We start from the raw sequence: 15,236 nt of genomic DNA on the forward strand, positions 1-15,236 counted from the left end.
GTCTGATATGTTTATCAGACTTTTTTATTGTCTTTATTTTTGATAATTTTTATAGGAGTATGTCCTTAAACTGTCGTTGTTTGAAACAACAAGTAAAACAGATTTATCTTTCATTTTAATGGACTTCACACCTTTTGTTTGAACATTAAAAGGTCCTATACCATAATTTGAAACCCAATTATAATCTTCTAAAGATTTTAAAAGAATACCTTTTAAGGATGTATAACCTCCATGATAGGCGCTCATACTTAAAGAGTTACCAGAAACTATGAGCGCATTTTGATTCTCAAAAGCGATTGCATCAAAGCTTTTTATAGGACCGTACTGAAACTTTTGAGGGAACTCTTTAAACTCTGAAAAAGTACCGTTGTTATTTTCTAAATAACCAGATGCTAGAGTTTGTACATTATATTTTACAGCTCTTTTTACAGCTTCGGGAGTTAAAATTTCTTCAACCGTTTTTAAGGCGTAATTTTTATGTTCAACAAATCTTTTTCTAATAATATTTAATTGATTTGCTAAATCATCTTTTGAACTTACAGGATATTCCTTACCATTTATAGTGTAAGCAATAAGGGTTTCTTTTTGTCCATCATCATCAAAGTCACCGTAGTACATGACTAGAGGGTTTTCAGTAGTCGGATTAAATTTAGTGTTTAATCCCCAATTCCCTAATAAAATATCATTATCACCATCTAAATCCACATCAAACGCATTAATGGTTTGCCACAGACCATTTAGGTTTTTAGGCATTTCTAACAAAGACAATGTACCATTGGTATTAACAAAAATTTTAGGAGTATCCCATTCTGTCGCTACTAATAAGTCTTTTTGGTTATCATTATTAATATCTATCCAGTGGGCTGAAGTAACAAAAGATTTTAGCTTAAAGTTTAAATCTGCTTTAAAATTACCTTTACCGTCATTTACTAATATGGCGGAATTTACCATTTTTCCGAAGTTATCGGGATTTGATAAATTACCTATAAACAAGTCAACATCTCCATCGTTGTCATAATCATAAGGAGCAACACAAGATGTATTTAAAGGATTATACAATGTTTTGTTTTGTGATATTTCAAATTTCCCATTATTATTAATGTAAATTCTGTCCTTCTCAAAATTTTTATTCCGCTGTGAGTTGATGCCGGTGGCAACATATAAATCTAAATCACCGTCGTTATCAGCATCAAAAAAACTAGCATCATTATCTTCAAAAAAAGCATCTTCTTCCAATTGCTTTTGAGGTGATTTTGTAAAGGAAGTTCCGTTATTTAAAAATATTTCAGCTTTTTTTCCAGAACTGTTACCCAAAAAAACATCATCAAAACCATTGCCATCAATATCTCCAATGGCTATAGCTGGACCTAGTTTTGAAACCTGGTATGGTATAATTTTTTCATTGTTAAAATCATAATAATCATCTTCTTCATGCTTAAAGGGAATAAGATCATTTAGAGTGAAGATTGGATTTTTGCTTTGACCAGAGGAGTAATCAAAATAATTTTGAGTGTCGTTATAATCAATGGTTAAGGTATTATTTATTTCAGGATTGAATAGTTTTTGATAACTATTATCTGGCCATATAATTGTTAATGAATCTATCGTACTAATCGTGTCTAAACCAAAATGAATTTTTGTTTCCGTAGAAGATGAAAACCCCCTTGAAGTAAACAATTGTTTGAGTTGTTTAACCCCTTTATTATAAAGAATAACTTTAGTTCCTAAACCGTTTTTGTTATTTTCTTTATAGTTTAAAACGATGCTGAGACTATTTTTTTCTTTGTTGGTTTTGTTTTCATATACTGTTGCATAATCGTTATAATTATTTGTAACAATATCTAAATCACCATCTAAATCTAAATCAGCATAAGTGGCACCATTTGAAAGCGACGCTTTATTTTCAATCCATTCACCGGTTTTATTCATAAATTTACTCGAGTTCCCTTGAAAAATGACATTTGAAACCTTACCACTAGGCATTTCATTAATGGATTTATACAGATGATCCAGACCTTCTTTTTGGCTTTTATTTTTAAAACTATTCGACACGTATTTTTTAAAATCTAAATCATTTGGTCTTCTATTTATTCCGTTACTTATAAATAAATCTTGGTTGCCATCGTTATTAAAATCTGCCAGTAAAGGCGACCAACTCCAATCAGTATCTTCAACGTTGTTAAACAATGCGGTTTCATAGAAATAGCTGCCTTTTTCGTTTATTTGAAGCACATTTCTAGAATATTGATCCTTGTATCCTTTGTTTCTGAGGTTTTCTTGCATTAAATACATGGCATCATCGCCTTCAGTTTCTTTTAGCACTTTTTCATCACTTGGAAGCATGTCTAAAGCAATTAAATCCTGAAATCCATCACCATTAATATCTGCTGCGTCACTACCCATAGAAAATCTTGAAATGGTTGAAAACGATTGCCCTAAAGCTTCTTTAAAAGTACCATCTTGATTGTTAATGTAGTAGTAATCATCTTCATGAAAATCGTTGCAAACGTAAATATCGTCCCAACCATCGTTATTGAAATCAGCAATAGAAGCACTTAAACCATACCCATTAATGCCACCATATATGTTTGCTTTTTCACTTACGTCTTCAAATTTACCGTTGTTGTTATTTAATAGCATGTCGCCAACCAAAGGAACCCTTTTGTTTCTTAAACTAGCTTCACCATGGGAAGTTACTGTATGTACTGCGTGGTTTACAATGTAAACATCTAAGTCGTTATCCTTATCATAATCAAAAAAGTACGCCTGTGTTGAATAGCCTTTAATATCTAAGCCATATTCTTTTGATCTTTCGATAAAAGTGCCATCGCCATTATTAATAAAAAGCTCATTATGCCCTTTAAAATCTAGTAGTTCAGAAACAGCACAAACATAGATGTCTAAAAATCCATCACCATTAATATCTACCATCGTACTTCCAGTATTCCAATCAGAGTTACCAGAAACGTTGGCGTTTTTTGTAATGTCTTCGAAGGTTAAATTTCCTTTGTTGAGGTATAGTTTGTTTTCGCCTTGATTTGATACAAAATATAAGTCTGGCAACCCATCATTATTTATATCTCCGGCACTTACGCCACCACCATTATAAAAGTATATATAATTAATAATGCTATGGTTTGCATCTTCTTTTACAGTATTTTTAAAATCAATTCCAGTTTTATTATGTGATAATTCGTTTAAAAGATACTGAGTGTCTGAACTTTTATTTTTTTTATCACAACTAAGAAAAAAAAGAAACAACACAAGGAGGGATAACCCTTTTGGGATTTTTTGCATTTTTAAAAAGGCAATAGTTAGTAAATTCAAAGATAAATAAAACTAAGAAAGTTTTGACGTATTAAAAGGCATTACTGAAGATTGAACCCCTTTTGACTTTGTTTATAAAATGAATTCGTATCTTTATTTCTGTTTTTTTCCGTATATATAGGAAAGAATGAAACAATAACTTTTTTATTAATGACAAAACGGCTTTTTTATATTGCTATATGCTCTCTTTTTTTTAATGCACAAAACTTTGCTCAAGGAGATTTAACTACCTGTACTTTATTTAATGAAGCTAATTTATTAAAGCATGTAAAATCTTTGTCATCTGACGCTTTTGAAGGAAGACGTACAGGAACAAAAGGAGCTTTAAAAGCTGAAAAATATATAATTAACCAATTTTACTCACTAAAAGTTAAACCTTTAGGTAAGAAGTACCATCAATCGTTTGTTTTTTCTAGAAGAGGAAAAACCTATAACGGGACAAATATTCTAGGGCTTATTGAAGGTAAAGAACTCCCTCATAAGTATATCGTAATAAGTGCTCATTATGACCATGAAGGCATCAAATTTGGTGAAATATATAATGGTGCGGATGATAACGCTTCGGGGTTAAGTGCTTTATTCAGTTTTGCTGAATACTTTAGAAGTAACCCACCTAAACATTCTATTATTTTAGCGGCTTTTGATGCAGAAGAATTAGGTTTACAAGGCTCTAAATATTTTGTAAAAAACACGATTGTTTCAGACAAAGCAATTGTGCTTAATATAAATATGGACATGATTAGCAGAAGCAGTGAAAAAGAATTGTTTGTTGTTGGAACCGCATTTAATGAACAGTTAAAAAATATTGTTTCTAGTATTGATGAATCAGAAAATATAAAACTTATAAAAGGGCATGATGGATATGATGGACTAGATAATTGGACATATTCTTCAGACCACGCTAATTTTCATAAAAAAGGCATTCCGTTTTTATATTTTGGAGTTGATGACCATAAAGACTATCATGAACCTACAGATGATTACGAAAATATTCAACCAGATTTTTATATTGAAGCTGTAAAAACTATTATTTCGGTTTTTAAAAAAGTAGATTGCGCTAAATATTAGAAATAAGCTTTTAACTGAATAGAGCCTGAATGAATAGTTTTGCTTGTTTCTGTTTTTCTTCCAAAATAGCTTAGGTTAAGGTCTAAAAAATCAGTTAATTTTTTTTGCGCTAACAAGCTCCATGTAAAGTTTTTTCCTGGTTGTAAACCTTCTAATATTTGATAAGCTACAGGTGTATTAGCGCTACCATTATAGACGTTTGAGAAATAATTAAATTCCCCGTTTATGGCACTTTTTTGGCTATTAGCTAACGTAAATGATATGCCGTATTTATGTTGTTTTAAAGATTCTAGGTTTCCTATAGTATTTTCTTTATTTGCAAATTGATAGAAAATGTCAAAACTAGAGTTGTCATTAAATAAGTAAGACAATTTAGGGTTAAACCTAGCTTCGTCAAAATTATAATTTTTGCTAGCAAAATTTTCACTTACACTTTCATTGTTATCAAAAGCTGAAATCATATTAATTAACCAACTTTCAGCTATTTTATGATTAAATTGTATTTGATGGCTTCTCAAACTATTTTCAATAAAACCAATAGACAAAATATTTCTTGTAGTGTTATTTAAGAAGGTGTAAGATGTTGTGTAATGTTGTTTGCCTCGATTAAAAAAGAAAACATTTCTAAAGTTTAATTGTAAACCTAGTTGATCATCTTCATTATTTTCAAAAGGATTTAAATTAAAACTATTCCCATCTCGTTTCATTTTTCTATCGATTAAATAACTAGTTTGGTTATAAAAATGCGACCAAAATTTCTTGCTTTTGCTTTCAGAAACCGACCATTGAGATGGATTTATAGTTAGGGTTTGACTTAACCTATTTTGATGCGTTTTAATAAAAATTCTATTTGGTAAAAGTACCCGAATATATTTGCCTTGATCTTGAAACTGTGCGATTTCAAACTCCTCAAGTTCTTGAATACCGTTGCCATTATAATCAATCCAAGTGTAAGTGCCTTGTCCTGGTTCCACTTCAACATAAGTAAAATCTTGTTGAGGTATAGTACCAGAATTTGTTTCAAAAATAGTATTCCACTGTATCAATTGATTAAATAATTTTTGATTATACTGCAAACGAGAGTTTACAGAACGTTCATCACTCATACCAGCTTCCACACTTTTTAAAGCTCTATAGTTTGCATATAAAGACAGATTGGTGTTTTTATTTTGAATGATTCTAGAATCTAGATAAAACGTATTTGAAGTATTTACTTTTTGTAATTCGTTATTTCTAATACTGTCATTAATACGATGCTTATAACCTATTTCTGCAAAAACTTGAGTGCTGTCGCCAACCCCAAAAAACAACTCGTAAGATTTAAATTTCTGGCTTAATGGTGTGAGTGTATCCGTAGAAACCGCTCTTTGTTCATTATCTTCAACGGCAAGTTTTGTGCCTACCCAGCTCTTTTTCATACTATAGGTAACACGGTTGTATGACCTTAAAAATGTTGAAGTATTAGTGTTCGAATCTGCATTTAAAAAGCTTGAATATGAACTAATACTAAACTTATTTAAAAGTAAATTAGCATTTATAACATGCCTATTACCGTTAAAACCGTCGGAAAAATTCAAGTGTTCAAATTGATAATTAGCAAAACCTTTTTTAGAGTGTACCAATCTAAAACCAGAATTCATAAGTATTTGATTTCCTAAATTTAATCCTATACCATTTATATTGGATTGGTCTAAATTCCAATCTCGATTAAACTCAGGGTTGTAAAGGCCTTCAATATTTCGATAATCAGAGCTTATATAATCACTATCAATAAAAGCATCAAGATTCCATAAACTATCATTTTTTATAAGTGCTTGCTCAAAAGTAATTTTCCCTGCAAACCCATCATTATTGCCATCGTCAATGTTTGAAAATAAGTTTAAGTCATTTTTACTTGCTGAAGCTTCAAAGTTTATATTGGTTTTTTCTGAAGGTTTATAACGACCGTTTATAACAGCAATTTGCAATTTGGTTGGTGCAATTAATTGTACAATGGGTGCATAATTACCTTGATTTATCCCAACATATTCATAAATATTATTAATGGCGTTAATACTACTTAAGGCATAATCACCTTGATTGTTGCCAACTAATGTAAAAGTAACTCTGTACAATTCATCATTGGGGTCGTTTGAAAACACAAAGACTTCAACACCCCCTATAAGTTCTTTTCTATATAAAATTCTGTTTTCATTTAAATCTTCTCTTACTTCAGAAGGAGCCACCATTTGCGACCTATCATCGCCAGCATTTGCTAAAATTTGAACCTGCTCTTCAGACAAGTTTTGTTGTAAAGGTTGATTTTTAGCGTCATTTTCGGAATACACGGATACCCCAATGTTTAATTTTTCGCTTTCAAAGCTCCCACCGCCATAGGCTACAAAACGCGAGTAATTTCTATCGCTAAATTGATAATCAACGGTAATTCGCATCTCTGATGTTATGGGGAATGTGGAGTTAAAGATAATTTCACCAGCATTATAATCAATAATATAATCTTGATCTTCACCACGTTTTACGGCAACACCATTAACATAAACGGTTTCACTGCCCGATACGATGAGGACAAATAATTCGCCGTTTTGCCCTTGTAGTTTATATGGCCCTTGATTACCTTCTTGAGCAATAAATTGACTGGTGGTAAATTGCCCTCTAACTATAGCGCCGGCTGCAAATAGATTGGTTTGCTTATCGTCTTCTCCTAATTTTACATTAAAGTTTAACCCTTGTACACGTTTAGAGAAATTAGCGAAATAAGAACGGGTGTTAATTAAATCTATATCGCCAGCTCTAATATTCCAGCGGTCGCTAAATAACTCAATAAAAACTTGGTCAAACTCATCTAAACGTTGACTATAACCACTTTCTTGTAAAGGAATGTTAGCATCTTGAATGGACGCTCTTAGTGACACTTTATCATTTAATTTCCCGGTAATTTGAAGGTCTAATTCGCTATTTAAAACCGAGTTTTGATTATTGCCAATAGTAACCCCTCTTGAAATACTTCCTGATGTTGTTAAACCATCAAAAGGAATAAATGTGTTTGATGTGTTGGGTTGAGACAACTTATATAAAGTTTGACTATTACTATTATTTTCAATAATTATTTTGTCGTCTAATTGTTTATAAGTTTTGGTTAAAAACTCTGGGAACTTTAGGTAATTTATAATAACCGAATCGGTTTCAATGGGTTTTTTAAACACCAAAATAGCTTTAGCAAAATCAACAGAATAAAATGACGAATCAATCATTTTATTATCCCTTGTTTTGATGGAGAATACGTTGGAATTGATACTTACACTATCAATTTGAATAGAGTCTTTTACAGCAACTTTTTTGGTTTGATAGTTTGAAGTCTGATTTTGTGAAAATCCACAAAAACCAATTAAGAATATAAGAATAGATATAAAAATCTTCATTAGATACTTAAACTATAAATCGTTTAAAATATTTTGTTGATAGCTTCGTTAAAACTCCTGCTGTATTTAATAGTGTAAAAGTAACGTATTATTTATTTTAGCTAAAAATAGATTTTAATGAGAATTTTGTATTTCATTACTTTTATATGTTTTTTAAGTTGTGATTCCCAAACCGATTGTAGCTCATTCAAAAATGGCAAATTCAAGATTGTAGATAAAAAATTGAATCATGAATCAATAATTGAAAGGAATGATTCGATACAAATTGAAAGAAATCTAGAAACTGGAGAAGAGTCTAAGTACTTGATTAAATGGAGCGGTGATTGTGAATATAGTTTACAAATTACTAGTGGTAGCGAAGAAGTATTAAACGTTTTAAAAGATAAGTTAATTTTTGTGAAAATAATTTCTACTGAAAGAGATGGATATACCTTTCAAGTTGAAATTGAAAACATAGGTTATGTTGGAATTCAAAAAGTAAAAAAGATTCAATAGGATTATGAAAATCATATCATACAACGTAAACGGTATAAGAGCCGCAGTGAATAAAGGATTTATAGATTGGTTAAAAGCGGCAAATCCAGATGTTATTTGTTTGCAAGAAATAAAAGCAATGAAAGAGCAGTTAGATCTGGAGCTTTTTGAGGAAGCAGGATACAAGTATAATTATTGGTTTAGTGCTCAAAAAAAAGGATATAGTGGTGTTGCTATTTTAAGTAAAACTGAACCGAAACATGTTGAGTATGGTACAGGAATTGCCTCAATGGATTTTGAAGGACGTAACCTTCGAGCAGATTTCGATGGATTTTCTGTTATGAGTTTATATTTGCCTTCTGGCACCAATGATGACCGCTTAAGTCATAAATTAGAATACATGGATATGTTTCAAGAATATATAAATGAATTAAAAAAGAACATTCCTAACCTTATAATTTGCGGCGATTATAATATTTGTCATGAAGAAATAGATATCCATAACCCAAAGGGACTGAGTAAAGTTTCAGGATTTTTGCCCGTTGAACGAGAATGGATTGGAAGCTTTATAGATAGTGGTTTTATAGATTCTTTCAGACATATAAACCCAGATAAACAACAGTATTCTTGGTGGAGTTATAGAGCAAATGCACGAGCCAATAATAAAGGTTGGCGATTAGATTATGCTATGGTTTCACAACCATTACAAGAAAATATTAAAAGAGCCGTTATACTCTCTGAGGCAGAACATAGCGACCATTGTCCGATTTTGCTCGAAATAGAGAAATAAAAAAAATACAATCACAACTTAACCCAAACAAAATGATAAAAAAAAGCACATTCTTAGTATTAGCTCTAGTGGTTTTAGCCTCTTGTGTATCACCAAAAGTATACAAAGATTTAGAAGCAAAATATGCCGAATTAAAAAAGGAAAACAGAAAGCTTTCTGATGATAACGAAGCACTTTTAAGCGCTAAAACAGCAGCCAAAAATGAGTTAAAGCAACTTCAATCGGCTTATGATGAAGCTATAGCACAGCGCGATAAATTGCAAGCCGATTATAACGCCACAAAAGCAAATTATGATAATTTAAAAGCATCCTATGATGCATTGGAAAAAAATAGTTCAGCAGCCATAGCTGCAAATTCTCAAAAAAACAGAGAACTTTTGGCACAATTGGAAGCTAAAGAACAAGCCTTAGCTGCAGAAAATGCGAGACTTGAAAAACTTAAAAAGGAGTTAGAAGACCGCTCAAATCGTGTTGCAGAATTAGAAAATGTAATTGCAACAAAAGATGCTGCAATGACTGCACTTAAAAACGCCATTTCTAGAGCGTTAACCGATTTTGAAGGAAAAGGTTTAACCGTAGAACAACGTGATGGAAAGGTTTATGTATCCATGGAAAATAAATTATTATTTAGTTCAGGAAGTTGGGCTGTTGGTAGTGAGGGTACAAGAGCCGTTAAGCAATTAGGAAACGTACTTGGAGACAATCCAGATATTGCAGTTTTAATCGAAGGACATACCGATAATGTACCGTATCAAGGGAACTCGCAATTAAGTGGCAACTGGGATTTATCAACCAAACGAGCTACAGCAATCGTTAATATTTTAAGAGAAAATCCATCTATAAACCCTGAAAATTTAACTGCTGCTGGTCGTGGCGAATATGCTCCTGTAGCTTCAAATAGTACACCAGAAGGAAGAGCAAAAAACAGGCGTATTGAAGTTATTTTAACTCCTAAACTTGATGAGCTTTCAAGGTTGTTAAACGAGAATTAATGATGTTATTCTAGCTTATATAGGAATCAACTATCGAATGATAAATATTATAAAACCTTTCAGTCCTTAAAAAACTGAAAGGTTTTTTATATTTACACGTCGTCCAAAAAATCTAATGAATCTAATAAATAGTCGAATAATCTATAAATGAAATACACAAACTTACCCAACACCAATATAAAAGTTAGTAAAATATGTTTAGGCTCCATGACTTGGGGAAATCAAAATACCGAGGATGAAGGTCATGCGCAGTTAGATTATGCTTTCAATCAAGGTGTTAATTTTATTGATACAGCAGAGTTATATCCAGTTCCAGCGAACGCTGAGACCCAAGGAAGGACAAGCAAAATTATTGGCACATGGTTAAAAAAAACGGGTCATAGAGATAAAGTAGTTATTGCTTCAAAAATTGCGGGAACGGGAGATTATACAGCCCATATTCGCACCACAGGATTTAGTAAACAATCTATTGATGAAGCTATAACCGCCGAATTAAAACGATTACAAACGGATTATATTGACTTATATCAACTGCATTGGCCTGAGCGCGATACCAATAGATTTGGTATTCGAGATTATAAATTGGATACAAGATGGGAAGATAATTTCAATGAAGTACTGCACAGTCTTAATGCTGAAATCAAAGCAGGTAGAATTCGGCATATAGGAGTTTCCAATGAAAACTCTTGGGGAACGATGCGCTATTTAGAAGAGCATAAACACCACAATTTACCTCGAATAATTACCATTCAAAATTCGTATTCATTATTAAACAGAAGCTTTGAAGTTGATTTAGCTGAAGTTGCTCTCAGAGAACATGTTGGCTTATTAGCATATTCACCTATGGCATTTGGAGTGCTTTCTGGTAAATACATTAAAGGAAATGCCACCCAAAATGCCCGTTTAAATCTGTTTCGGAATTACACCAGATACAGTAGTGAAGAAGCCACCAAGGCTGCAACGCGCTATTTAAAAATTGCTGAAGGTAATGGATTGAGTTTGGCACAAATGAGTTTAGCCTTTATAAATCAACAACCTTTTATAACAGGTAATATTATTGGGGCAACTAATTTAGAGCAGCTTAAAGAAAATATTGATAGTATTAATATAGAGTTAAGTAAAGACGTACTCTCACAAATTAATGAGATACATAATTCAATTCCTAATCCAGCACCTTGATTTATTTTTTCAAATAACTTCGTTTTACGTCTTAAAAAATATCCAAGTATATTTCTATATTAGTAATAAATATTAAGTTATCCATAATGTACGCATGATTTGGTCTTTAAAAAAACTTATTTTATCTATTTTTTATATTGTTTTCTATGTAAATGGATTTGCACAAAATTTAGCAATAAAAACTATATCAGAAGATGTTTTAATAAATAAAGACACGTCTTTTGTGAAGCATGTAAGTGTATTGTTAAAAAAGAGTGATAAGCTAATTATATATCCGATTTTTTATGATACTGAACTGGAGGAACTATCAGATATTCAATTATATATAAGAAAGGGGAAACATTTTAAGCTTTTGAGGAATAATCTTATAGGCGAAGAAGATGTTAAACTTGATTATATAACGAGCAAAAAAATTAAAACAATCAGAATTCCCTCTGAAACGGAAGCTAAAATTACATATACGATTAAATGTCGTGAATTAATGTATTTTTCAAACCTACATTTTTTTTCAAACGATGAAATAGATACATTAAAATATCAAATAACAATTCCTAACACTTTTCGCTTTGCATATGATACAATTTATGAAGATTCTTTAGATTATTTAGCAATTGATTCAATTAAGTTGGATGGTTTAACAAAATGGAATATTGAAGCGACACCAAAAAAAGTAGAAGAAGATCTTTTAATGCTCTTTGGGATATATAAAAATATTAAGGAGCCTTTAATGAGAGTTCTAATTATACCAGCCAATTATGAAAATAACGAAAGAAAATACATGAATGATTGGTATTTTAATAAATTAAAAACAAGAAGAGGGCTGAACTTTGTTTCAAGTCAAAAAATCGATGAATTAACAAAGGGGGTTTTAGACCCTCTGAAAATAATTGATACACTTTACAGTTATGTAAAAAACAATTTTAAGTATGTAGCTATTGAAATTGGGATGGGAGCATTTGTACCAACCCATGTTAACGAAGTATTTACAAATAAGGAGGGTGATTGCAAAGATTTATCAAATTTTCTTTCAGAAGCTTTAAATTATAAAGGTATAAGAAGTGAGGTTGCATTAGCTGCTACTTATAATCATATTAGCGACTGTGATTTTCCGTCGCTAAGTTCTGCTAATCATGTTGTATGTTTGGCTTATATAGATGGTAAGCCAATTATATTAGACCCTACAGACCCAATACATCTTCCAGAAACTCCAGTTCAAAGTATTCAAAAACGCTCAATTTTAATTATTAACTCAAAAGAAGGAGAATATTATAACGTACCTAGTTTTTCTTCGCATCAAAATTTAATAAGCTATAATATAGATTTAGAAGTTGATTCTAATCAAATGTTAATGAATGGTGACTTTAGAATATCTTATGAAGGAATTTCAGGAAATTTTTTGAAGCGTGAGTTCTTATATTTAAGTAAGGATAGAATTAATAATATTGGAAAGAAACATTATGAATTTGTGTTTGGAAACGAATCAATTTCTAGTTTTAAAATACAGAATGATAAGAAAAAAATTGAAGCAGAAGGAATAATTTCCATTAATGGAAAACTATTCAGGGACGGTAATAATAGACTTTTATTTATAGATTTTTTACCTAGAATCATTGAAACGGTAGATCGCGAATCTTTATTAGAAGGAACTCATTTAGGTAGCCCTTTCAGTAAAAAAGTAAATGTAAAAATTAAATTGGATGAACCTTTTCAAATGTTCAATTCAATCGAACATACCTATTCCAATGAAGGTGTTTCACTACTATTAAAAATATCAAGCCCTACTGAATCCATAATCGAGTGTAATTATGAATTTGATTTCGATTATATTATAATTGATAAAGAAAATGTAGATATTACAAATAAAATTTTAACTTCATTTAAAGAAATAATAAATGAACCTATCATTTTTCAGAAGAAAAGCTAATAAGTATTTTGCTTTGTTGGTCGTTTTGTTATTGAGTAATAGTTTACTTGCTAACGATAGTATTCCAGATAATAAATTTCTTGAGAATTGTAAAAAATCTGATGCTTATTTAGTATATTATTATACTGATGTTACTTATTCTAAATTTTGGTCTGGTTATAAAAGGCATACTTCAATCAGTGCAAAATTAGTTGTGAATAATGCTGCGGGCGTTGATAAATTTGCATTTTTAAATTTAACTGAATCTATTAGCAATAATTTAAAAGGGATTAAGGTTAAAACTATTAAATCTGATGGGAGTATTATAGAACTTGACTCAAGCCTTGTTTTTAAACGAGAATCAAAAAGTAATAAATTTGGACCGATTAGCTATCCTATACCAGGTGTCGAACCAAGAGATACTATTGAAACCTCATATGCTTACTCAGAATATATAAAGAAATATGAATTAAAGGACTTTGTTAATTTATACTCTAATTTACCAAGTTTAAATTCTGAGTATACTGTGAGAACTAATTCTGAGCTTAAAGTAAGATATAAAACTTACAATAACTTTCCCGATCCACAAGTAATATCCAATGATACTTTGATATACTGTGTATTTAAAATGGATAAGGTTAAAGGGGTTTCAGAAAACCAAAATACTTGTACCCCGTGTGAACTACCATATTTATATTACTCTATAGAAGATAATAAAAGTGAGCTCGTAACATGGAAAGATATATATAATGAAGAATTTAATGTAGTAACGCAACCTATTTCACTTGATTATGAGAAATCTTCTTACTATAGAAGATGGAAAAAAAGAGTTATAGGTGAAGCTAAAGACAGCACTAAGTTTTACCAGTTAAGACTATTACATAAAGACATTCAGGATAATTTTCAAATGGAACCTCTCAGATTAGATGAGTTAATAAAATCCAGTGGATATTTTCTCAAAGAAAAACGTTTTAACCCTTCAAGCATTCGAAGATTGTATAGACAGTTATTAGAAGATCTGGAAATTGAGTATTCGGCAGTATTTGCTCGAAGTAAACGTAATGGACCCATTGATCCTCACTATATCAGGAAAGGAGAATATGATCACATCTTTTACGCTTATAATAATGATAAAGGTATATTAAATCTTCTTTATCCCAACGATGAATATCACAAATATCAAATAAATGAAATCCCTACTTCTATTTATAATACCAATGCTATTATCGCTAAACCATATTTGACTGATAAATTAAAAAAGAATGACAAATTTATAACGTATGACTTTAAATTAGCAGAGGTAGATTCTGTAACAGCAGATATTATAAAATTACCTAAAATGAATGTTAATAATAATTATTTGAGACATATTTATTACAGCGATATTAATTTAAGTGAAAAGAATATTTTTTTTAAATACAGATTTTCTGTTGCAGGGGGTTTGTCTACTGACTTAAGAAGTTTTTTTAGCTATCTTAATCAAAACAAGGAAGCAAGTGATTTTTACGATGCTTTGACCGAATTTGAAGGTAATGATTCTGCTATACAAATAGATACCGTAACCACTGTCAAATTGAAAGAAACCTCACCTTTTAATTTTTCAGTTGTTGCTGAGGTAACGCTCAAAGATGGGGTAACATATTTAAACAATGATATTTTAAGTATTTCTTTAGAAAATTTAATAGAACATAAGCAAGTAGAAACTGATCTTGATTCGGTTGATTTAAATTATTATCTTGATTATGCATATGCAGATTATTTCATGATTATACTAAATTTTCCGTGTGAAATTGAAGTGTTGGATATTGAGAATAATCAAACAAGTTTTAAGAATGACTCTGGAGAGTATCTTTTTGAAGTAAAAACAGAAGGTAATAATACCCAACTAGTTATTCAATCTAATTATAAAATTATAAAAGAAATGATACCCAAAGAAGAATATGAACAATTAAAAACATTAAATAAAATAGTTAAAGAAATCAAGAATAAAAGATTAATAATAAAGCTTATTAATAAATAGTTAGTTGATTCTCTGTTGTAAACTTCAGTAAAATTATAATATCTAAAACAAAAAAGCCTTACTA

9 protein-coding genes are annotated in these 15,236 nt (G+C 30.7%); 7 read left to right on the plus strand and 2 right to left on the minus strand.

What is annotated here, in order from left to right; translation table 11 throughout:
- Positions 1-33: 33 nt before the first annotated feature.
- A complete protein-coding gene (locus L3X39_RS04115; RefSeq protein ID WP_237230478.1) occupies positions 34-3,297 on the minus strand; it encodes a VCBS repeat-containing protein in 3,264 nt (1,087 codons plus the stop codon).
- Positions 3,298-3,477: 180 nt separating this feature from the next.
- Here L3X39_RS04115 and L3X39_RS04120 point away from each other — a divergent pair, with 180 nt between their 5' ends.
- Positions 3,478-4,395, plus strand: coding sequence for a M28 family peptidase (locus L3X39_RS04120; protein ID WP_237230479.1), 918 nt, complete (start codon positions 3,478-3,480; stop codon positions 4,393-4,395).
- Here the strand turns inward: L3X39_RS04120 and L3X39_RS04125 are convergent.
- Positions 4,392-7,814, minus strand: coding sequence for a DUF8818 domain-containing protein (locus L3X39_RS04125; RefSeq protein ID WP_237230480.1), 3,423 nt, complete (start codon positions 7,812-7,814; stop codon positions 4,392-4,394). The two genes, L3X39_RS04120 and L3X39_RS04125, sit on opposite strands and share 4 nt — an antisense overlap.
- A 117-nt stretch (positions 7,815-7,931) precedes the next feature.
- On the opposite strand from L3X39_RS04125, the gene L3X39_RS04130 reads away from it, so the two are divergent.
- The 6 genes from L3X39_RS04130 (at position 7,932) to L3X39_RS04155 (ending at position 15,172) form a co-directional block, all read left to right on the plus strand.
- Entirely contained in the window at positions 7,932-8,309 is a 378-nt protein-coding gene (locus tag L3X39_RS04130; RefSeq protein WP_237230481.1) for a hypothetical protein, read from the plus strand.
- Between the two features lie 4 nt (positions 8,310-8,313).
- Positions 8,314-9,078, plus strand: a complete 765-nt coding sequence (locus L3X39_RS04135; RefSeq protein ID WP_237230482.1) for an exodeoxyribonuclease III — start codon at positions 8,314-8,316, stop codon at positions 9,076-9,078.
- 32 nt (positions 9,079-9,110) lie between these two features.
- A complete protein-coding gene (locus L3X39_RS04140; protein ID WP_237230483.1) occupies positions 9,111-10,070 on the plus strand; it encodes an OmpA family protein in 960 nt (319 codons plus the stop codon).
- Positions 10,071-10,217: 147 nt separating this feature from the next.
- Positions 10,218-11,249, plus strand: coding sequence for an NADP(H)-dependent aldo-keto reductase (locus L3X39_RS04145; RefSeq protein WP_237230484.1), 1,032 nt, complete (start codon positions 10,218-10,220; stop codon positions 11,247-11,249).
- A 94-nt stretch (positions 11,250-11,343) separates the two neighbouring features.
- Complete coding sequence (locus L3X39_RS04150; protein ID WP_237230485.1) at positions 11,344-13,173, plus strand: transglutaminase-like domain-containing protein; 1,830 nt, start codon at positions 11,344-11,346, stop codon at positions 13,171-13,173.
- Positions 13,142-15,172, plus strand: a complete 2,031-nt coding sequence (locus L3X39_RS04155; RefSeq protein ID WP_237230486.1) for a DUF3858 domain-containing protein — start codon at positions 13,142-13,144, stop codon at positions 15,170-15,172. Before L3X39_RS04150 ends, L3X39_RS04155 begins: the two co-directional genes overlap by 32 nt.
- The last annotated feature ends 64 nt before the right edge of the window (positions 15,173-15,236 follow it).

Source organism: Flaviramulus multivorans (genome assembly GCF_021728415.1).
Taxonomy (GTDB): domain Bacteria; phylum Bacteroidota; class Bacteroidia; order Flavobacteriales; family Flavobacteriaceae; genus Sabulilitoribacter; species Sabulilitoribacter multivorans.